The 21880-nt window shown below is 38.6% G+C and carries 18 protein-coding genes; 11 read left to right on the top strand and 7 right to left on the bottom strand.

Annotation, left to right across the window (positions count from 1 at the left end; translation table 11 throughout):
* Positions 1-126 precede the first annotated feature (126 nt).
* On the top strand, positions 127-2646 hold the full coding sequence (locus H4J50_RS10750) for an EAL domain-containing protein (RefSeq protein WP_310733265.1): 2520 nt from the start codon (positions 127-129) through the stop codon (positions 2644-2646).
* Between the two features lie 142 nt (positions 2647-2788).
* The gene (locus tag H4J50_RS10745; protein ID WP_182256313.1) at positions 2789-3073 is read left to right on the top strand and encodes a hypothetical protein; all 285 of its coding nucleotides are present in this window, start codon (positions 2789-2791) and stop codon (positions 3071-3073) included.
* 224 nt (positions 3074-3297) lie between these two features.
* Here the strand turns inward: H4J50_RS10745 and H4J50_RS10740 are convergent, their stop codons facing one another.
* The 3 genes from H4J50_RS10740 to fadI form a co-directional block, all read right to left on the bottom strand.
* A complete protein-coding gene (locus tag H4J50_RS10740) occupies positions 3298-3501 on the bottom strand; it encodes a hypothetical protein (protein ID WP_108455160.1) in 204 nt (67 codons plus the stop codon).
* A gap of 246 nt (positions 3502-3747) precedes the next feature.
* Positions 3748-5898, bottom strand: coding sequence for a fatty acid oxidation complex subunit alpha FadJ (gene fadJ, locus H4J50_RS10735; RefSeq protein ID WP_108455159.1), 2151 nt, complete (start codon positions 5896-5898; stop codon positions 3748-3750).
* Complete coding sequence (gene fadI, locus H4J50_RS10730) at positions 5898-7205, bottom strand: acetyl-CoA C-acyltransferase FadI (RefSeq protein ID WP_108455158.1); 1308 nt, start codon at positions 7203-7205, stop codon at positions 5898-5900. The genes fadJ and fadI overlap by 1 nt, the downstream gene beginning before the upstream one ends.
* Before the next feature lie 254 nt (positions 7206-7459).
* Here fadI and H4J50_RS10725 point away from each other — a divergent pair, with 254 nt between their 5' ends.
* The 8 genes from H4J50_RS10725 to H4J50_RS10690 all read left to right on the top strand — a co-directional run bounded on the left by H4J50_RS10725 (position 7460) and on the right by H4J50_RS10690 (position 15963).
* Positions 7460-8416 (top strand): MoxR family ATPase, encoded by a 957-nt coding sequence (locus H4J50_RS10725; RefSeq protein WP_182256311.1) that lies wholly within the window; start codon positions 7460-7462, stop codon positions 8414-8416.
* 15 nt (positions 8417-8431) lie between these two features.
* Complete coding sequence (locus H4J50_RS10720) at positions 8432-9439, top strand: DUF58 domain-containing protein (RefSeq protein WP_182256309.1); 1008 nt, start codon at positions 8432-8434, stop codon at positions 9437-9439.
* Positions 9427-10002 carry a DUF4381 domain-containing protein gene (locus H4J50_RS10715; RefSeq protein ID WP_182256307.1) on the top strand — a complete coding sequence of 192 codons (576 nt, stop codon included), beginning with the start codon at positions 9427-9429 and terminating at the stop codon, positions 10000-10002. Before H4J50_RS10720 ends, H4J50_RS10715 begins: the two co-directional genes overlap by 13 nt.
* Positions 9999-11018 carry a VWA domain-containing protein gene (locus H4J50_RS10710; protein ID WP_182256305.1) on the top strand — a complete coding sequence of 340 codons (1020 nt, stop codon included), beginning with the start codon at positions 9999-10001 and terminating at the stop codon, positions 11016-11018. Before H4J50_RS10715 ends, H4J50_RS10710 begins: the two co-directional genes overlap by 4 nt.
* A 1-nt stretch (position 11019) precedes the next feature.
* Entirely contained in the window at positions 11020-12894 is a 1875-nt protein-coding gene (locus tag H4J50_RS10705; RefSeq protein WP_182256303.1) for a VWA domain-containing protein, read from the top strand.
* Positions 12888-14552 (top strand): BatD family protein, encoded by a 1665-nt coding sequence (locus tag H4J50_RS10700; protein WP_310733264.1) that lies wholly within the window; start codon positions 12888-12890, stop codon positions 14550-14552. The genes H4J50_RS10705 and H4J50_RS10700 overlap by 7 nt, the downstream gene beginning before the upstream one ends.
* Positions 14553-14741: 189 nt before the next feature.
* Entirely contained in the window at positions 14742-15257 is a 516-nt protein-coding gene (locus H4J50_RS10695) for a sigma-70 family RNA polymerase sigma factor (protein WP_239059171.1), read from the top strand.
* Positions 15250-15963: a DUF3379 family protein gene (locus H4J50_RS10690; protein WP_108455151.1), complete on the top strand. Its 714-nt coding sequence runs from the start codon at positions 15250-15252 to the stop codon at positions 15961-15963. The genes H4J50_RS10695 and H4J50_RS10690 overlap by 8 nt, the downstream gene beginning before the upstream one ends.
* Before the next feature lie 122 nt (positions 15964-16085).
* Here H4J50_RS10690 and putP read toward each other — a convergent pair whose 3' ends face one another.
* A complete protein-coding gene (putP, locus tag H4J50_RS10685) occupies positions 16086-17570 on the bottom strand; it encodes a sodium/proline symporter PutP (RefSeq protein ID WP_108455150.1) in 1485 nt (494 codons plus the stop codon).
* Positions 17571-17859: 289 nt separating this feature from the next.
* Between putP and H4J50_RS10680 the strand changes: the two genes are divergently transcribed.
* Positions 17860-19080 (top strand): EAL and HDOD domain-containing protein, encoded by a 1221-nt coding sequence (locus H4J50_RS10680; RefSeq protein ID WP_182256301.1) that lies wholly within the window; start codon positions 17860-17862, stop codon positions 19078-19080.
* A gap of 168 nt (positions 19081-19248) precedes the next feature.
* Here H4J50_RS10680 and galE read toward each other — a convergent pair whose 3' ends face one another.
* From galE to cysC, 3 genes are read right to left on the bottom strand one after another with little or no spacing between them, the layout of a single operon-like run.
* Positions 19249-20259, bottom strand: coding sequence for a UDP-glucose 4-epimerase GalE (gene galE / locus H4J50_RS10675; protein WP_182256299.1), 1011 nt, complete (start codon positions 20257-20259; stop codon positions 19249-19251).
* Between the two features lie 52 nt (positions 20260-20311).
* On the bottom strand, positions 20312-21268 hold the full coding sequence (locus H4J50_RS10670) for a DHHA1 domain-containing protein (protein WP_182256297.1): 957 nt from the start codon (positions 21266-21268) through the stop codon (positions 20312-20314).
* Between the two features lie 12 nt (positions 21269-21280).
* Positions 21281-21877, bottom strand: a complete 597-nt coding sequence (gene cysC / locus H4J50_RS10665) for an adenylyl-sulfate kinase (protein WP_182256296.1) — start codon at positions 21875-21877, stop codon at positions 21281-21283.
* Between the last annotated feature and the right edge of the window lie 3 nt (positions 21878-21880).

Genomic DNA, 21880 nt, shown 5'->3' with positions numbered 1-21880 from the left:
CAGACGGTTGTCGATTTTTTTACGCAAGTCATGCAAATGGATAATTTTACTTTGCGGCAAGAAGCCTTAGAATGAGGGATAATTCACTTTTATTGGTTAAAAGTGAACCCCGAAACTTGAGTATTAATAGCAAATAAAGAAGTTCCAGTTGAAAGCACTTCCACCCTAGATAGTAAAGGTAACAATTTTTCTATAGAAAACTCACCGAACCATCTTGTTTCGCTTAAATTACAGCATATACAATCTCAATTTAGTATTGAGTTTGTTACGCCTAACGTAAAGCTACCAAGTCAACTAAATTATCGTTATCGCTTGTTAGGGCTAGAAGATAAATGGATAGATTCAGGAAAAAACAATCAAAGAGCAACATATACAAACTTAAGCTCAGGTGATTACACTTTTGAAGTCCAAGCATTTGACTTACAAAGCGAACAAGAGAGTTCAATCAACACATTAGACATTACTGTCATGCCACCTTGGTGGCTATCTCGCATTGCACTACTAGTTTATAGCCTTTTCACACTTCTAATCATCGCTTATATACTGCAACAAGTCCGTCATAAGCGTTTGTATCATCTACAGATAAAGCTAAGTGAAGAACGTCTTAAATTATCACTTTGGGGGAGCGGTGATGAAATGTGGGATTGGAATATTAAAAGCGGTAAAATATTTCGTTCAAACATCTGGGGGATATTAGAGTTTCCACAAGATGGTAAACGTAATGTAGGCGCTGATCAAACTAATATCCATCAACATGATATCCCTCGTGTTAGAGAAGCATTAAACCAGCACTTTGAAGACAGCAGTAAACATTTTGAAGCGACATATCGTGTAAAAGATAAAGATGAAAAATGGATTTGGGTACTCGATCGCGGAAAAATTGTTGAACGTGACGAAAAAAACAAACCTAGCAGGATGACTGGTACGCTAAAAGATATTAGTCAAATAAAACGCGCTGATGAACGTTTAAAGCTCTTTGCTAAATGTATAGAAAACATCTCTGATGCTATTGTTATTTACGATCGTCAATTTACTGTCGTCGATGTTAACAAAGCCTTTCAAAGAATTACCGGTAGAAGTAAGTTACAAATGCGTGGCACCTTACTCAAATTTGAACGCTATCCGGACAGCTTTAACCAAAATGTAAAAAAACACTTAATTACCAAAGGCAGTTGGCACGGTGAAATCGAAAACACCCGCGATAACGGTGACCTTTACTTAACCGATTTAAATATTGATATTATTCGTGATGAAAGTGGTAATGTTTCACACTTTGTTGGTGTTTTCTCTGATATAACCAAGCGCAAACAAACAGAAGCAGAGTTAAGAAAACTTGCAAATACCGACACTCTAACAGGCCTGCCTAATCGCGCTTATTTCCAAGCAAACCAGCAGAAATTGGTTAAGAGTAAAGTCCCACACGCGCTGCTAGTATTCGATTTAGACAACTTTAAAAAAGTAAATGACTCATTAGGTCATGAAGTTGGCGATGTATTGTTGTGTAAAGTTGCTGAGCGTATAAAAAGCCTAGGAAGAAACCTTGATACTGTTTATCGTTTAGGTGGTGATGAGTTTAGTTTAATTATTGAAAACACGAATGATATTCACACGATCACAACTATTGGGAAAGAGATTTTAAAATCTATTGCTTTGCCACTTAGGCTCAAAAGCCAAGAAATTGTACTTTATAGTAGTATTGGTATTGTGCTTTACCCTGAGGATGGAAAAACCCCACAAGAATTGCTTAAAAATGCAGATACCGCTATGTACCATGCTAAAAATATCGGTGGTAATAAGTACCAATTTTTCAGTGACTCGATGAATAAAACCGCCGTTAAACGCCTGCAAATAGAGAGTTTAATTCGACACGGTTTAAAAGAGGATTTGTTTTCGGTTTTTTATCAGCCAAAAATCGAGATCACTACCGGGAAAATAGCCGGTATGGAAGCGTTAGTGCGTTTTGAGACTCCTAAAAAAGGCATCATAAGTCCAGTGGTATTTATACCGGTTTCTGAAGAGACAGGGCAAATAATCGATATTGGTGAAGTCGTACTACGAAAGGCCTGTATTGCTACCAAAAAATGGGTAGATTCAGGTCTTTTTGACGGTCGTGTTGCAGTTAACCTCTCAGCTGTGCAGTTTACTCAGCCAAATTTAGTCGCAATGATTGCTGATGCGTTAAAAGAAAGTCGCTTGCCTGCAAAGTATTTAGAGTTAGAGATAACTGAGGGTACCGTGATGGACTCACCTCAAAAAGCGATTGATACTATGCTGCAAATTCGCGCGATGGGGATTCACTTATCATTAGATGATTTTGGCACGGGTTACTCTTCGCTTGCATACTTGAAAAAATTCCCATTAAATACGCTAAAAATAGACAAAGCCTTTGTTGATGATATTGAAACCTCTGAGCAAGGTAGAAATATGGTTGCTACGATAGTCACTATAGCTCACAACCTAGGGATGCAAGTTGTGGCAGAGGGCGTTGAAACAAACCAACAGCTGAGTTTTTTATCAGGTTTACGTTGTGAGCAATTACAAGGTTACTTATACAGTAAACCGCTCCCTGAAAATGATTTTCAAAAATATTTACTTTCCTTTCAAATTACAAATAAATCCACATCCTTTGGTTCAAATAAACTTTAACTCTTTAGCGTCGATTTTCTGACACTTAAGTTTACCTTGTTCAATATTAAGTTCAAAGCCTTATAAATAAAGGGCTTGAACTTTTGGCACGTTTCTAGCTTATCTATTATTGAATATAATAATAACTTAAATAGGAAATAGTATGCTTAGTTCATTAATTTTATCTTTGGCAATGTCAACAACACCTGCATCAGTCGATAACCTCAATACTTTAATAGTAAATGAGGTAGGCACAAAGCGCGGAATGGTTCGTATACATGATGACCAACTAAACACTAAAGAAATTGGTACAAAACGTGGCATGGTTCGTATAGGCACTAAACGTGGAATGGTACGCATCGATAGTGAGCAACTAGACACTAAAGAAATTGGTACAAAACGTGGTATGGTTCGCATTGGCACTAAACGCGGTATGGTTCGTATTTAGGAGGCTTTATGATTAATTTAATTAAATCATTATTTGTTACTGAAAAGACTGGAAATACTATTGCTGCCGGTATCGAAATTAAAGAGATGCCAGCTAGTACATGGTGGAATTAAGCACTTTTAGTCTAACATTAGGCTATAAAAGTGTATTAGACATTAGCTACAAGGAAGGTAGCGTGTTTACAATAAGCTCAAGCTATTTATAAACACCAAATAGTTAACGGATTATGCTGAAAACAATAAACAATCAAAACCAAAACGCTGATAAGTCTTTAAACGTTTTTTCATACAGAACATTGGCCAAACAAAGGGCCCAAACATCAAACCCGCCGTTGCCCATCGCTTTACACCCAAACCACTACTTATTGCCTGACAATAAAAAAATACAGAAAAAACAACGCTCAATATCACACTTAATAATATAATCATGCTCTACTCACTTCGAAAAAATATCTACTTACAAAAGAGAAGTCCAATAAACGCGCAAATTTTAGCAAGTTTAGAGTAAATATTCAAAAACTATTTCCTCTTGATTAGTGATTAATTTATTGAACCAGCCATATATGATTTTTAAAAAGCATAAAAAAAAGAGGCAGTTTACTGCCTCTTTTTTAGTCAATTATTGCCGCTGTTTCGGCAACTATGTGCCGTTAGCACAATATGATGTTTGGTATGCTAGTTATAATAGCTCTCGCCTTGCTCAGCCATTTTTATTAATGCATCACAAGGTGTAAATCGTTCACCGAATTCAGCTTGCCATTGGCTGAGTTTACTTACTAACGTTGTAGCACCTATTTTATCCATATATTGGAATGGTCCACCAAGGAATGGAGGGAAGCCAATCCCAAATATAGCGCCAATATCTCCGTCTCGCGCATTTCGAACTATTCCTTCATCAAGGCAACGAGCCGCTTCATTAAGCATCATATAAACACAACGCTCAGCTTGCGCATCTGTCACGGTTGTATTACTAACTTGCAGACCTAATAGGGTATATACACTATCATCAACTAATTTCTTCTTACTCTTGGTATTGTATTGATAAAAGCCTTTTTTAACTTTTTTACCTAAACGGCCGTCATCAATTAATTTAGAAAATGCGGCAGGTGGTGCAAATCGCTCACCTAGCTCTGCTTGTAAAATAGGACCAATTTTAGCACCTACATCAATACCAACTTCATCTAATAACTGCATAGGTCCAACAGGAAAACCAAATTTAACCATGGCTTTATCAAGTGCTTCAATTGAGCAACCTTCCAATAATAAAATAGCCGCCTCATTCATGTAAGGCGCTAAAATTCTATTGACATAAAATCCTGCTTTGTCTTTAACAACAATCGGTGTTTTACCTTGTTGTTTAGCAAACGCAACGGTTGTAGAAATGGTTTGATCTGAGGTCTTCTCATGAGCAATGATCTCAGCTAACGGCATTTTATCAACAGGCGAAAAATAATGTAGTCCAATAACATTTTCAGGACGTAAAGCTTTCTCTGCTATTTGGCCAATAGGCAAACTTGAAGTATTACTGGCAAAAATAGTTTCTTCTTTACAATGGCTTTCAATGTCTGCAACCATCTTTTGTTTTAATGTTAGATCTTCAAATACCGCTTCAACAACAATATCTACGTCATTAAAGCCCGTATAATCAGTAGTGCCTGTAATTAACGCTAGCTGACTTTGCATTTCGCTATGGCGCATAAAACGGCGTTTAACTTTTTTATTTAACAAGTCATAACCATACTTCAAGGCATAACTAATTCCTTGATGTGAAATATCTTTAATACGCACGGGTAATTTAGCTTTTGTTGCCGTAACAAAAGCAATACCACCGCCCATTAACCCACCACCAAGTACCGCGGCTTTTGTAATTTTTTCTGGAGCAACACCTGCTACTCCTTGCTCTTTCTTCATATCAGTTGTTGCAAAAAATAGTTGTCTAAGCTGCGCTGAAACATCTGACATCACTAACTGACCAAAATGGTCGGCTTCCACTTGATAACCTTTTGAAGGCGCTTGCTCTACACTTGCTCTAATGCATTCAATTATTTTTAAAGGTGCAGGGTAATTTCCTTTAGTTTGGCTTAACACCATTTTGGTTGCTTTACTAAATAAAACGCTTCGACCTAAACCGTTGCCTTCAAGCAACTTATCCATCATTGATAATTTACGAGCTTTAGGTTTTACCTTACCAGACAACGCTAATTTTTCTGCTGTTTGAAGCAAAACACTATTCGGCACTACATCACTAACTAAGCCAGCCTTTAATGCTTGCTTAGCACGAAGCTGTTTACCGGTTAGCATCATATCTAATGCTTTTTGAATACCAACTCGCTTGGGTAGTCTTTGTGTACCGCCGCCGCCAGGCAGCAAACCTAATTGTACTTCCGGCAAGCCTAACGCTGTTTTAGGACTATCACTACACACTATGGCATGACACGCCATAGCAAGTTCTAATCCACCGCCTAAACAAGCACCATGAACGGCTGCTACAACCGGAATAGATAAGTTCTCTAGTTGATCAAAAATCATTTGACCTTGGCGAGATAAAGCCGTGGCTTCCGAAGCAGAAGTACAGTTCGCTAACATGTGTACGTCAGCACCTGCGACAAAAGAATCGGTTTTACCACTGACTAAAACAATGCCTGCAATTGTTTGATCTTGACGTATCTCTTTTAATATTTCTGAAATTTCATCGCCAAACTCAGCTTTTAACGTATTCATGGAGTCGCCTTTAACATCCATAATTAAATGTGCAATGCCATTTTCTTGGCGCGCTAAGCTAAAGGTCTTGTTATTTTCTTGTTCTGTAATTTTTACATCAGTCATTAGTCTGTCTCCACGATCATAGCCGCACCTAATCCACCCGCTGCACAAGCGGTGGTTAAGCCTACACCGCCGCCACGACGGTTAAGTTCATTCAATGTTTGTACAATCAAGCGTGTACCTGTTGCAGCAAATGGATGTCCATAAGCTAAAGATCCACCCATAACATTAAACTTGTCCATATCAATTTCGCCTATGGCCTTATCGCGACCTAAGTGTGTTTGTGCAAACTTATTGCTGGCAAACATTTTCACATTAGCCAATGCTTGAGCTGCAAACGCTTCGTGCATCTCAATAAGATCTAAGTCGGCTAAATTCATCCCTGCACGCTGTAAGGCTATTGGTGAGGCATAGCTTGGACCCATCAACATGTCTTCCCAAACATCTATGGCAGCAAAGCCATAACTGCGGATATAACCTAGTGGTTTATAGCCTAGTTCTTTTGCTCGACCTTCACGCATCATTAAAATTGCTGAAGCACCATCGGTTAGCGGTGTACTTGTTGCAGCGGTAACTGTACCGTGTTTTCGATCAAAAACAGGACGTAATTTCGCATAACTGGCTAATTCAGAGTTTTCACGAATACAGTTATCTTTTTCAATAAATGATTTGTAAGGTTCGCTGTGTGCGGTCATTACTTCGCCAGCTAACTTACCTTCTTGCCAGCTTTTTGTTGCTAAAGTGTGAGAACGATGAGCTAACGCGTCTTGCGCCTCACGAGTAATACCGTGAGTTTTTGCCATTTGCTCAGCAGTATGCCCCATTGACAAACCAGTAGAGTATTCAGCAACCGCAGGCGGAACCGGTAATATATCTTTAAAATTAAGTTTACGAATAAGTGCCATTTTCGCACCAAATGAACGAGCTTTACTTAAATCAAGTAAAGTACGTGCGAACTTTTTCGATACTCCAATGGGTGCAACAGAAGATGAGTCAGCACCACCAGCAACACCAACATCAACAAAACCGGCCATAATTGACTCAGCTACATTAACCGTTGATTGAAAGCTAGTCGCACAAGCGCGTGATACACTGTAGGCATCAGTATGAACATTCATTCCTGTGCCTAAAACAATTTCACGTGCAATATTTGGTGCTTCTGGCATTTGCACAACTTGACCAAAAACTAACTGATCAATAATTTTAGGATCAACGTCATGCTTTTGCAGTAACTCATTAACAACAATTTTGCCTAAGTCGACCGCAGGAATACCATGAAACGCAGTCGCCTGTTTTGCGAAAGGTGTACGCAAACCAGCAACTATTGCTATGCGTTCTCCACTACCGGTTACTAATTTTGATTTTGTCATTTTTAATTCCATCTTATTGCAACACTTAAGAGGTCAGACCTCTTTGGATTTATTATAATTCTAAACATATATAGAAATAATTCAATGATTAGCTCACAAAACTTAGTAAAATTAATACCAAGGCATTAAAAAAGCTAATAAAAAATCTTAAAATTTTTATCATTATGCTTGTTTTTTTTAAACCTGAACCTTATATCTATCTGTGGGTCAGAAGTGCTGACGTAAACTTTTTTAATCAATAAGAACGATAAACTATGGCTATTGAACATTTTTCCTCATTAAAAGAACATTTATCTTCACAAATTATCGGACAGCACGCGCTGGTTGAAAACTTACTCATTGCACTTTTAGCTAATGGTCACCTTATTGTAGAAGGTCCTCCGGGTTTAGCAAAAACTCGAGCTGTTAATGCGTTAGCTCAAGGGTTAGAGGCAGACTTTCATCGAGTTCAATTTACACCTGATTTATTACCTGCAGATTTAACGGGCACCGATATCTATCGCCCAGAAGATGGCACCTTTGTTTTTCAACCAGGACCACTGTTTCGTAATTTAGTATTGGCTGATGAAATAAACCGTGCGCCAGCAAAAGTACAATCGGCTTTATTAGAAGCGATGGCTGAGGGCCAGATTACTGTTGGTCGCAATACTTACCCACTACCCGAATTATTTTTAGTGATGGCAACACAAAACCCGATAGAGCAAGAAGGTACTTACCCTTTACCTGAAGCACAGCTCGATCGCTTTTTAATGCATGTTGAAATTGGCTACCCTGATGCGGTGAGCGAGTTAGAAATTTTAAAACTTAATCGTGGTGAAGCATTAAAAACAGAGCAAAAAGCCGTTAAAGAAATCACTCAAGCCGATATTTTTGCAGCACGTGAACAAGTGATGAAAATTCACATGGCACCTGCGGTAGAAACTTATATCGTCGATTTAATTATGGCGACTCGTCAGCCAGAAAAATATGATGACAAATTAAAACAGTGGCTTGCATATGGTGCTAGTCCTCGTGCCACTATCGCATTAGATCGTTGTGCTCGAGCAAGAGCTTGGCTAAATAACCGAGATTTTGTTAGCCCTGAAGACGTACAGGCGGTTTTTCATAATGTATTGCGTCATCGCATAATCATGACTTATCAAGCTGAGGCCGAAGGTATCAGTAGTAATCAACTACTTGATCACTTGCTCAGTTTAGTGGCAGTTGCCTAGGCGCAAGTTACCCTTATGTGGTTTAATCAAAAAAAATTAACTGAGCAAAACAATCCGCAAACTTTGCTTGATGAACTTGTCAGTAACGGTATTGAATTAAACATAGATGAACTTATTCGTTATCAAACGAAAAGTTCACTAATTAATTTAGCCGCGGCTAAAAGCTCACACGGTAAAATGTCAGGAAACTATCTCGCTCGCAGTAAAGGCAGAGGGATGGAATTCGACGAAGTACGTCATTATCAAAACGGTGATGATATTCGTGCTATTGACTGGCGAGTCACGGCGCGTACAGGTAAAACACACACAAAATTATTTCGTGAAGAAGTTGAACGCCCGGTACTTATCGCCACTGACTTAAGTACCAGTATGCTATTTGGCAGCCGTTTACTTTTTAAATCGGTACAAGCAGCACATGTAGCATCTTTAGTCGCTTGGCATGCTAAGTCGCGTGGTGATCGCGTTGGTGGTGTCGTGTTTAATCAACATAGCCACACTGAATTAAAACCGCGCAGCCGACAACAAGGCGTGCTCCATTACTTGCATGCTTTAGTCAAATGCCATGCTGACTCTTTACAGGCTAGCGAAACCTTAGATCGAGAACAAGCACGGTTAGCCTTTGAGCAAAATTGCGCGCGTTTACGCCAACTTTCAAAACCAGGCAGTTTAGTTTATTTAATTACTGATGCATTTAACCTTTCAGATGAAGCGGTGCGTCATTTGGCTAATATTAGTCGACACTGTGAATTAGTCGTTTGCTTGATTAGCGATCCACTCGAGCAACAACTCCCTGACAGTGTTAATAAAATTAGCGTTGCCATTACTAACGGTGATAACAACGAGCGACAACAATTTATACTGGGTGATAAAGGTTTTGCTGAAAAGTATCATCAACAAGCGATGCTCTTAAACGAAACCTTAGAACAGCAATTAACTAAAGCAGGCGCACGTTTACTGCACTTTTGTGCCAGCGAAGCGCTCGAAACCCAATTACATCGCGGAGTAGCATCATGGATCCGTTAGCCCAACTTAGCGATATTCACTTACCTAATAATGTACATAACTACCCTATTGCGCCAGGTTGGTGGTTAATCGCCGTTATTGTTCTGGCGTTTATGATTTACGGTGTAATAAAAATCCGTCAATATTATAGTAAACGTAAAGTACAAAAATTAGCATTAAAGCAATTAGCGGCAACAACTGAAATAAGTACTATGGTCACCATACTAAAATGGGCTGCTTTACAATATTTCCCACGAGAACAAGTAGCTCACTTAACGGGTGAAGCATTTAAAGTGTTCTTAAAAAGTACCTTACCCGTTAAACACCAAAGCAATTTTTTTGAGTTGAGTGGCGAGCATTTTACTTCTGTCTACCAAATTGATTCCGCTAGCCAAATATCTAGCGATTTTTCTTCTGCGGCAAAATTGTGGCTCAAACATGCTCTACCGCCAAAACAAGACCTCTCGATCTTAAGTCATTCTAAAATTAAAGATGAATACGTTTCAGTGCAGAGTGTTAGCAGTACAAAAGTTGAAAATGAATCAGTCGACATTACTACAGACAAAAGTGGAGTCAAAGCATGATCCATTTTGACTTCCTTTGGGCATTAATCGCCCTGCCGTTACCATTACTCATTTATTGGCTACCGGCAAAAAAACAAGTTCAAGCTGCACCACTGAGAATGCCAACCATCATTAAAGGTATGCAAACACAAGAGTTTGCGCCAGAAAAGAAAAAAGGCTCACTGTTAATACTCAGTCTTATTTGGTTGTTAGTTGTATTAGCTAGCACTCAACCTCAATGGCTTGGTGAAGCCGTTAATGTGCCGACTGAAGGCCGTGAAATGATGATCGCTGTCGATCTATCTGGCAGTATGCAAGTTGAAGATATGAGTTTGAATGGTCGCAGTGTCAATCGCCTAGATATGTTAAAAGTATTACTCGGTGAGTTTATAGAACGTCGCAGTGGCGATAGACTAGGTCTGATTTTATTTGGTGACGATGCCTATATGCAAACACCTATGACCTTTGACCGTAAAACTGTGCAACAAATGCTCGATGAAACAGTATTAGGTCTTGTGGGTAAACAAACCGCTATTGGTGATGCTATTGCACTAGCCGTTAAACGTTTTGACGAAAAGAAAGATTCTAACCGCGTATTATTGTTATTAACTGACGGTCAAAATACCGCAGGTAAGATCACCCCCGAACAAGCACTTGAGCTAGCGGTTGCCAAAGACATTACCATTTACTCTATCGGTATTGGCGCTGATGTCATGATTCAAAATTCATTATTTGGCTCTCGTCGTGTTAACCCTTCTAGTGAACTTGATGAAGAATCTTTACAACGCCTTGCTGACGAAACCGGCGGTTATTATTTCAGAGCTAGGGCTAGCGAAGACATGAGTAAAATTTATAAGTTATTAGATGACTTAGAGCCTGTAGAACAAGAACAACAACAAATGCGCCCGCTCAGCGCATTGTTTTATTGGCCTTTAGGTTTAGCATTATTGATAAGTTTATTAACTTTGTTAGTTAAAAGTATATCTAATACCCAATTACTTGTTCGAAAAAAAGAACTTTCAGGAGGTAAGCATTAATATGGCTGACTTTCATTTTATTCGCCCGTTCTGGCTACTCGCCATTATTGTCTTATTTTTCATGTTGTTCTTGCTCAAAAAACTACGTGTCAAACAATCGGGCTGGCAACAACTTTTACCTGCACATCTATCGAAAGTACTTGTACAAGGTAACAGTAAAGCAAAATCTAGCTCATTAGCACTCCCTTTTATTATTGGTTTACTCTCAATATTAGCCATGGCGGGGCCGAGTTGGCAAAAATTACCTCAACCAGTTTATCAAGTAGCACAAGGCTCAGTGCTAATCATGGACATGTCGTATTCTATGTATTCAACCGACGTTGTGCCCAACCGATTAACACGTGCGCGCTACAAAGCTATCGATTTACTCGATAACATTAAAGAAGGTGAAATCGGGCTTATCGCTTATGCTGGCGATGCTTTTAGCATTAGTCCATTAACTGACGATAGCAATAATATAAAATTACTTTTACCGTCTTTAAGCCCAGAGTTAATGCCGGTGCTTGGTAGCAACCCTTTTGCAGCACTATCGTTGGCTAATGAAATGCTAATTAATGCAGGCCATAACGATGGAGATATATATTGGTTTACTGATGGTATCGATAATATAGATATTCAAGATATAACCCAATGGTCGCGTGAACACCCTTACCGCCTCAATATTCTTGGCGTGGGTACAAAAACTGGTGCGCCAATTAAACTCAGCAATGGCGAGTTAATGAAAGACGACAATGGCGCGATAATTGTACCTAAGTTAACGGTACAAGCATTACGAGGTTTGGCAAAGCGAGGCCGAGGAAACTACACCACCCTTACCCATGACAATAAAGATATTGAGCGACTTACCTACAAGCCTCTCGTTAATGACACCGACAACACTAAAGAAAGCGAAAACACTGGCGATCAATGGCAAGAGTTCGGCCCCTATTTACTCTTGTTAATTCTACCACTGCTATTAGGCTACTTTCGACGCGGTGCCTTGATGGTTACATTACCGTTTGCCCTAATGTTAATACCTAATAACAATGCGTATGCCGATATTTGGCAAGATCTATTCAAAACTAAAGACCAACAAGGGCAAGCGCATTTTAATAGCGAGCAATATCAACAAGCAGCAGAAGAATTTAAAAATCCTTTGTGGCAAGGCAGCGCACACTACAAAGCAGGTAATTACGAACAAGCCTTATCGGCATTTCAACAAGAAAACACCGCAGATGCGCTATACAACCAAGGTAATACGCTAGCAAAATTACAAAAAATTGATGAAGCAATAGCGGCTTATGATAAAGCATTACAGCAGGATCCAAATTTAGAAGATGCAAAAAGTAATAAAGCTATTCTCGAGCAATTAAAAAAACAGCAAGAGAATCAAGAACAGCAGTCAGGTGACGATCAGCAACAAGACAAAGATCAAGAGCAACAAGATCAAGATGGTGATAGTCAAGAAGGCGACAATCAAGAAAACCAAAGTCAAAGCGATGAAAGTAAAGAAGGCGAACAGCAACAAGGTGATCAACAAGGTCAGCAAAACTCAGAGCCCAAAGATCAATCGGAGCAAGATGAGTCTACTGAACAAGAAAGCTCTGAAGAGCAAAAACAACAAGAACAAAATAACAGCGAGCAGCAAGAACAATCAGATGAACAAGAAGCTAACAAGGCGCAACAAGCCGAAGAAGCTGAATCATCTAACGAAGAACAAAGCGCTGAAGCGCAACAATTGGCTGAGCAACTAGCCAAAGAAACCGAACAAAAGCATCAGCAATTGTTGAACAAAGTAACAGACGACCCTTACATGTTGCTGAGAAACAAAATGCAATTAGAGTATCAAAAACGAAATCAAGATCGCCGAAATGTAGGAGTTAAGAAAAAGTGGTAAGAATAATAATTTCTTTGTTGGCTATTTCATTATCGTTTCATAGCTACGCGTTAACATCAGTCAGTGCATCGGTAGACAAAAACCCGGTCATGGTCAATGAGTCTTTAATACTCACCGTTACTGCCGACGACGATATTGACAGAAACGCATTAGATACTTCCGCGTTGTTAACTGACTTTATTGTTGGCCGAACTTCGGTGAACTCTCAAACAAGTATGGTTAATTTTAATACCACACGAACCACTACATGGAATACGGTATTAATACCTCGTCAATCTGGTGAAATTATTATTCCTAGGTTCGAGATAGACGGCGTTAAAACCCAAGCGATCAAGCTAAACGTGTTAGCGGCTGACAAATCTGTCACCTCAGCTCAACAAGATTTATTTATTACTACGCAAGTATCGGCTACTGAGCTATACGTACAACAGCAAATTACCTTGACGGTAAAGTTGCATTTCGCAGCAGAACTTAAACGCGGTAGTTTAACTGAGCCAACATTAACTGGCGCTAATATTTTACAAATTGGCAAAGATAAAGAATCAGAAAACATTATTAACGGTAAACGTTACCGTATTATTGAACGTATATATGCTATTAGCCCACAAAAAAGTGGTGACGTGATATTAAAGTCGCCCATTTTTTCAGGCGAAATTATGATGCCATCAACTCGACGCTCAAACTTTCTCAGCTTTGCAGATACTAAGCCAGTAAGTATTATTGGCGATGATATTGCATTAACCATCAAAGCTATTCCAACTGAAATAACCGGCGCATGGTTACCTAGCGAGTTATTAGCGCTACACCAAGAATGGCAACCAGAGCCAAGTAAATTTAAAGTCGGTGAGCCGATTACACGCACCATTACATTAACAGCAGCTGGACTTTCAGAAGAGCAATTGCCTGAAATTACTATGGAAGTGCCGCAAGGATTAAAAGTTTATCCTGATCAGCCAGAACTTCACACCGGCCTTAACAATGAGCGACTTGTCAGCCAAAAGGTGATTAATTTTGCTATTGTTGCCAGTCAAGCAGGTGAATATCAGTTACCCGAAATTACCATCCCTTGGTGGAATACAGTCACAAATAAAGCCGAACTAGCAAAAATACCAGGACAAAAAATCAGCGTATTACCTAATACAGATATAATTCCCGTGACGACACAACAACCACCAAGCGTTAACCTTGAAAACCCAACCGCACCCAAAGTAATAGAAAAGATAGTTATTCAATCTGACAACTTTTTGCAATGGCTATTTCTTGGTCTTTGGCTTTTAACCTTATTGGCTTGGTTTATATCAGCTAAACGATCTACCAGGTCAGTAAAAACAACAAAAGTGTCTGACCCAAAAGTAAATAACGCATACCTTGCCCTATTAGCAGCATGTAAAAAAAATAACGGCGAATTAGCCTTAGCTAACTTATTACCTTGGGCACAATCACAAAGTTCAAACAGCGAGTTATTAACTACACTAGATTCAATACATAGCTACTTTAAAGACAAAGCGCTTTCTAACGCTATTATTGAGTTGCAAAAAAGTTATTATGGGAAAAACCCTAGCCAATGGTCTGGCAATAACCTAATCGATGCGATACAAAACTTAAATAAGCAAAATAATGTAAAGTTAGTTAACACTGAACTCAGCCTTAATCCATAGGCTAGCGTGTAAATTTACTACAGCAAAAGGAGCTATAGAAAATAGCTCCTTTTTAACATTGCTATTTTCACTCAATAATGACCAAAACCTCCCCACTAACTTTCTTCTACATTTCAAGATATAATATATTTATCTAAAAAATATGTATTCGTGTGAAATAAAATGACAAAGCCTCAGGTCTCTTACAACATGGCGACTAAACAAGTTAGATACGAAGCACTCGTTAAAGCATTACATGCAGATTTATATCGGTATGCCTATTGGCTATGCCACGATAAACACATTGCTGAAGACCTAGTGCAAGAAACATTTTTACGTGCATGGCGTGCGCTTGACTCGTTGAAAGACGAAAAAGCGGCAAAGTCATGGTTAATTACTATTCTGCGTAGAGAAAATGCCCGTCGATTTGAGCGAAAGCGATTTGAGATGAGCGAATACGAAGAAGCGACTATCACTGATGTGAAAGCAACCAGCAGTGAACAAGAAATTGAAAACCATTGGTTACGTGAAAAAATAGCTCAAATGCCTGAAGAATACCGTGAACCATTAGTTTTACAGGTAATTGGTGGCTTTAGTGGTGAAGAAATCGCCACCATGTTGTCATTAAATAAAAATACTGTGATGACACGATTATTTCGTGCTCGCAATCAATTGAAAGAGGCCGTAGACGACGAGCCAAAATTGAGAGGTCTACACAATGGATGATTTGCAATTTAGACGTAGCATCTTAGCCGATCCCAAAAGTCGTGACGATGCAATATATGCCGCCATAAAAAATGATCCGGCAAAGCAAAAGTTTGTTCAAGAAACTGAGCACTTAGATAATAAAATTGCACAGGCAATGAATATTCCTGTGCCTGACGATTTAGTTAACAAGTTAATTTTACGTCAAACGTTAGCTAGCCATCAGCAACAAAAAAGTAAAACCCGTGTGCGTTTAGCCATGGCTGCTTCTGTAGCACTAGTAATGGGGTTAACAGCTAACTTTATGATGTTCTCTAGCACTTATAAAAATTTAGCTGATTATGCCATTGCCCATGTTAATTATGAAGCAAAGCATTTTTCTAACACTGCAGAGCCAACAGTTACCTTAGCATCATTGAATGAAAAAATGGCCGTATTTAAAGGCAGTTTTGATAGTACCTTTGGTACACTCATTTTTGCTGACTATTGTCGTTTTGACGGTAATAAAAGCCTGCACTTAGTTTTTCAAGGTCAATCAAGCCCGGTTAATGTTTTCATTTTACCCGATGATAAAGATCTTGAGTTTGTCGCTAATTTTGAAGATGCCAAATTACGTGGTAAGTCTTTACACTTTAATCACTCGAATATTGTTGTGGTTGGAGATAAAAACGAACCTATAAAACAATGGCAAGAACGAGTTAATAAAAATATTACTTGGTCAATTTAGTGATTAACTACTTGATATCATAAAGCTGTATTTACTATAAAACTTGCGTTTAGCACAATCAAAAAAGCCATGACAATGTCATGGCTTTTTTATGGATAGTCAAAGCTTCATTTATTATTGATTTAGTGCTTGGCAGCAACTTGATCAAATAATGCTTCTATCTCTGGTTGCTCTTTTGTCGTCATTTTACTCACCGTTACAATGGCAATACTTGCCACAATAAAGCCAGGTACAATTTCATACATAACCGAACTGAGAGACTGGCCATTAATGGTAATCGGCGCATAAATCCATATTAATACAGTAATAGCGCCTGTTAACATACCGGCTAACGCGCCATGACGATTCATTTTCTTCCAATATAGACTCATAATAACTAAAGGTCCAAATGCTGCACCGAATCCGGCCCAAGCATTACTTACCAAAGTTAATATTGAACTATCTCGATCATAAGCAAGAAAAATAGCCACAAGTGCTACCGCTGCTACCGATACACGCCCGACTAAAACAAGTTGCTTTTCACTAGCATCTTTATTTAAAAACGCTTGGTAGAAGTCACCTGTTAACGAACTAGACGTCACTAACAACTGTGAAGAAATGGTACTCATAATTGCCGCTAATATCGCAGCAAGTAAGAAACCAGCAATAAGTGGATGAAAAAGTACTTGTCCCAATAAAATAAATATTGTTTCAGCATCGTTTACGGCTAAACCTGTTTTCGCCACATAAGCTACGCCAGCAAAACCTGTTGCCATAGCGCCAAATAACGCAACTATCATCCAACTCATGCCTATTCTTCTCGCCGTTGGTAAATCATCTACCGATCGAATAGCCATAAAACGCACAATAATATGCGGTTGACCAAAATAGCCAAGCCCCCAAGCCATAGCAGATATAATAGCAATAAGACTGACGCCACTAAAAAAATCTAAAAACTCAGGATTTAATTGCTCAATGGTGGTCAGCATTGCATCTGTACCTCCAACATCTGATATTGCTACAACAGGCACCAACACCAAAGCAACAAACATAATACAGCCTTGAACAAAGTCAGTCATACTTACCGCTAAGAAACCACCAAACAGCGTATAAAGCACAACAACGCCTGCGGTTACATAGAGACCAACTTCATAACTTAACCCGAATGAACTTTCAAACAGCTTCCCGCCAGCAACAATACCTGAAGAGGTATAAAGCGTAAAAAACAAAATAATAACGATTGAGGAAGTAATACGAAGTGCACGAGAACTATCAGCAAAGCGATTTTCAAAAAAGTCTGGCAAGGTAATAGAGTCATTTGCCATTTCGGTATAGGTTCTTAATCTTGGTGCAACAATGAGATAATTTAAATACGCGCCAAGGATTAAACCGAGTGAAATCCAAACACTACTCAAACCTACTGTATACATAAGTCCAGGAACGCCCATCAGCATCCAACCACTCATGTCTGAAGCCCCAGCAGATAAGGCTGTTACCCCAGGGCCTAAACTACGGCCTCCCAACATAAAACCAGAAACGTCACTGGTTGACTTTTTAAACGCATATAAACCTATTCCTAACATTACAGCAAAATATAGTGCCAATGAAATCATTGTTCCTATAGCCATTTAACCTCCAAAAAAAATTCTACCCATCGAACTGTGTTATTTTTAACTTAACAAGTACTGACCCGATTGGCATTAAAACTGTTCAAAAAATAACATTTTGTTAATCAATTGAACGTGAACAACAATAATATGCTTACTTAATAGCTGTTTCCATGTTTTTTCGTGAGTATTCACAAATATATGTGTTATAAATAAGAAAGCTAATGTGCAAATCTATTTTGCCGAACAATAATACTAAGTTAAAATAAAAAAATTATCTGTTATAACATCGGATTAATTAGGAATTTGTATGTACTTTTATGCAGCTAGGCAACCCATCCTAGATATAGATAAAAACCTATTTGCCTATGAGCTTTTATTTCGCGACAGTATAATTAATGTCTTCCCTGACATTGATGGTGACGAAGCAACGACAAAAATGATCGAAGCCAGTAATTTCAACCTTGGCATCAGTGAATTTACAGGGAATAAACCTGCTTTTATCAATTTTACTTTAGAAACCCTAATTAAAGGCTACCCTGAAACCTTAACTACTGAAGAGTTAGTAGTAGAAATACTAGAAACGGTAAAGCCGGGTAAAAAATTATTATCAATATGTAAAGACTTGCATGAAAAAGGCTATACCATCGCACTCGATGATTATATTCATCAGCCTGTTTGGCAACACTTTTATCCCTTTATACATATTATTAAAATCGATTGGCAAGACACTACACTAGAAATTATAAAAGAAGTAAAAGCCGCCATTGTAGATTTTCCACATATAAAGCTTTTAGCAGAAAAAGTTGAAACTTATGAGCAATATAACCAAGCATTAGAGCTAGGTTTTGTGCTATTTCAAGGTTTTTTCTTCGCCAAGCCTGAAATGGTAAAAACTAAAAATTTATCACCATCGCAAATTGCCATGGCAGAATTACTTTATGAAACATCAAAAACAGAAGTAAATTTAGCCAGTATTACCGCAGTTTTCGAACATGACGTAACTTTGTCGTATAAATTATTGCGTTACGCAAATTCTGCGATTTTCAAACGTAGAACTGAAATCTCAACAATAAAACAAGCACTAGTGACATTAGGCTCTGCTGAATTAAAACGCTTTCTTGGTTTAATGTTTGCAGCAAATATTAACCCCGAAAAACCGTCTGAACTTATCAATGCAGCAATGGCTCGTGCAAAGTTTTGTGATCTAACGGCTAAAGACGTTAAGTCACCTATAGACCAAGCTATTGCCTTTTTAACTGGCTTACTGTCATTAATTGATGCCATTGTAGATGAAGATTTAGAAAGCATTCTAACTAAGCTACCACTTGCTCAAGAAATAAAAGACACCTTGTTAACGCGCGAAGGTGATATGGCCGCTTTAATTATGTTAGCAGAGTTTATTGAGCGCGCTGAGTGGTCAAAAACATCCGTAATAATGAAAAGACTTGGTTTAGAGAAAGCTAGCGTACTTAAACATTATAATGAAGCCATTGCTTGGGCTGATGAACAAACCATGGCCAACTATTAATTAGTTAAAACCCATGTTTAAAGTACCAAACTAAAAAAACCTAATATGAGAATATTAGGTTTTTTGTTTTTATCGCATTTTTATCGATTGAACTACAGTCCATCAATGCTATTAATCATCTAAACCATCAAATTGACAAAATAGATGCAGGCCGACGCCAAGCGTTAACTATTCAAAACCATTAGGATTTTGTGACTGCCAGCGCCAAGTATCAGTGATCATAGTTGCTAAATCACGCTTTGCATGCCAATTCAGTAAGGTGTTAGCAACATTAGCATCAGCATAAACCGTGGCAATATCTCCAGCGCGTCGTGGCGCAATATTATAAGGAATATCTTGTCCTGAAATCTCTTTAAACGTGTTAACTATTTCTAAAACTGACGTGCCATTACCTGTACCTAAATTAATCGGTACACAGCCTTTAATTTCGCTTAACTTCTCAAGCGCTTTAACATGGCCTTGGGCTAAATCAACAACATGAATATAGTCTCTAACGCCTGTACCATCAGTTGTTGGATAATCATCACCAAAAATTTGCAACTGGGCTAATCGGCCAACGGCGACTTGTGATACATAAGGTAATAAATTATTTGGAATACCATTAGGGTTTTCACCAATCAATCCAGAATCATGCGCGCCAATCGGATTAAAATAACGTAAACAAGCAATAGACCATTGTTCATCACTTCGCGCTAAATCAAACAGAATATTCTCTATCATGAGTTTGGTTTGGCCGTAAGGATTAGTCGCTGACGTTGGCATAGTTTCATCAAGTGGCGAAGGGTTATTTTCACCATAAACCGTTGCTGATGAACTAAATACCAGGTTTTTCACATTTTGCTCAGCCATAACTTGTAAAAGCGTTACCGAACCAGAAACATTATTATGATAATAACTTAGTGGTATCTCACTCGACTCACCAACAGCTTTTAAACCAGCAAAGTGAACAACCGCTTCAATATCATGTTGTTGAAAAACGTTTGTTAATGCTTGGTGATCACATATATCTGCCTGAATAAATGTCACCGACTTACCTGTTATTTGTTTAATACGGTCAAGCACTAACGTAGAAGAATTTGATAAGTTATCAACAATAACAATATCTTTATCTAGCGCGAGCAATTCAACAACCGTGTGGCTACCAATAAAACCCGTACCACCTGTGATCAACAAACTCATGTTTAATTCCTTATAAGGTTTATTCAGCCAATTTTTTAAAAAGCATTATCTTTTATTGGTAATATTTTGACACTAACGCAATAAAGTTACCAAGTTTTTCTTTCGGTAATTCGTTTATCCCTGCGGCAGCTGCCCTACCACCACCGGTGTCAAACTGAGCGCATAATTCACCAGCACCTATTTTATTATTTATAGGTGCGCGCAAGCTCACTGTATAAGTATTATCAATATTTAACGTGAAAACTGCATGGGCTTTATTTGGGTTGAGGTTGGCCAACTCATTACCATAAACTCCACTTACACGGCGTGACCAAGCGGCATCTTCAAGTTCAATAACCTGCAATGCAGAATCGTCATGTAAAACCTTTGCTTGTTTAGCTTGGGTCATATCACTTAAGTAAGCTTGTTCAAGTAAGGTAAATATTGAATCAGCTTCATTGACTAAGGTGAATGGGTCGGGGTAATTAAGTAGCGTGTTAAATAAAGTATCAGGCGCAATGTGTAAGTCTTCAACGCTTCGACCGTAGCCATTGTAGTTAATATAAATGCCTAACGCTTTTAATTGTGCTTGTTCTTGAGCTGATAAACCCGCTTGTTGTGATAGTTGCTCAGCGGCTTGTAACATATTATCACCAAATGCCGCGACAATAGCCCAAAGCGCATATTGGCCCGCTAAATGTTGATTGACCAACAAACTGGTGCAAGTGTTAGCATCAGTATCAATAAGTTCGGTTAAATACTCAGAGTTTGGCACTAAGCCTGTACGATGATGATCAACATAAAATACTTCAACTTTTTTCGCCAGCAACCCTGCTAATGCCGCAATATTTTTTTCCATCGATATATCTAACACGGTAACCGACGTTGCAAGATTCACCGGTACTTGCTGTAATAATTGAATATCGCGTTTAACGCCTGTGATCAGTTTTGAAACCTTAGGCTCAGCTAAACGTAATTGTAGTAGCGCGATAATGCCATCTGCATCACCATTAAAAACATCATAATGCACGCAAAATCTCCTTTAAATAAAACCATGCTCAATTAAGTAATCAACGACTTGCTGAGCACATTGTTCAATACTTTTGTCACTAGTATCAATATGAATCGCAGGGTTTTCAGGTGCTTCGTAAGTTGAGTCTATACCGGTAAAGTCTTTGATTTCTCCGGCGCGAGCTTTTTTATATAGCCCTTTAGGGTCTCGTTGCTCACAAATGGCAATCGGAGTATCAATAAATACTTCAATAAACTCGCCAGCACCAAGTTTCTTCGCCGCTATTTCACGATCTGCGGCAAAAGGTGAAATAAAAGCAGTTGAAACAATTAACCCTGCATCAACAAACAACTGCGCTACTTCACTAATGCGGCGAATATTTTCAATTCTGTCTTCATCGCTAAAGCCTAAATCACCATTTAAGCCATGGCGAACATTATCACCATCAAGTAAGTAACTATGACATTTACGTTGAAACAATAAAGCGTCTACGGCATTAGCGATGGTAGATTTACCTGAGCCACTCAGGCCGGTGTACCATAATAAACAAGCTTTTTGCTTTTTCAATTCAGCTCGTTGCGTTTTACTCACTTGTTGAGTGTGCCAAACAGTATTTTCAGTTTTCATATT

This window comes from Colwellia sp. 6M3 (assembly GCF_014077595.1).
In the GTDB taxonomy this organism is placed as follows: Bacteria; Pseudomonadota; Gammaproteobacteria; order Enterobacterales; family Alteromonadaceae; genus Cognaticolwellia.
Note: the sequence above shows the minus strand (reverse complement) of the source record. Positions and strands in the feature narration are given on the sequence as shown.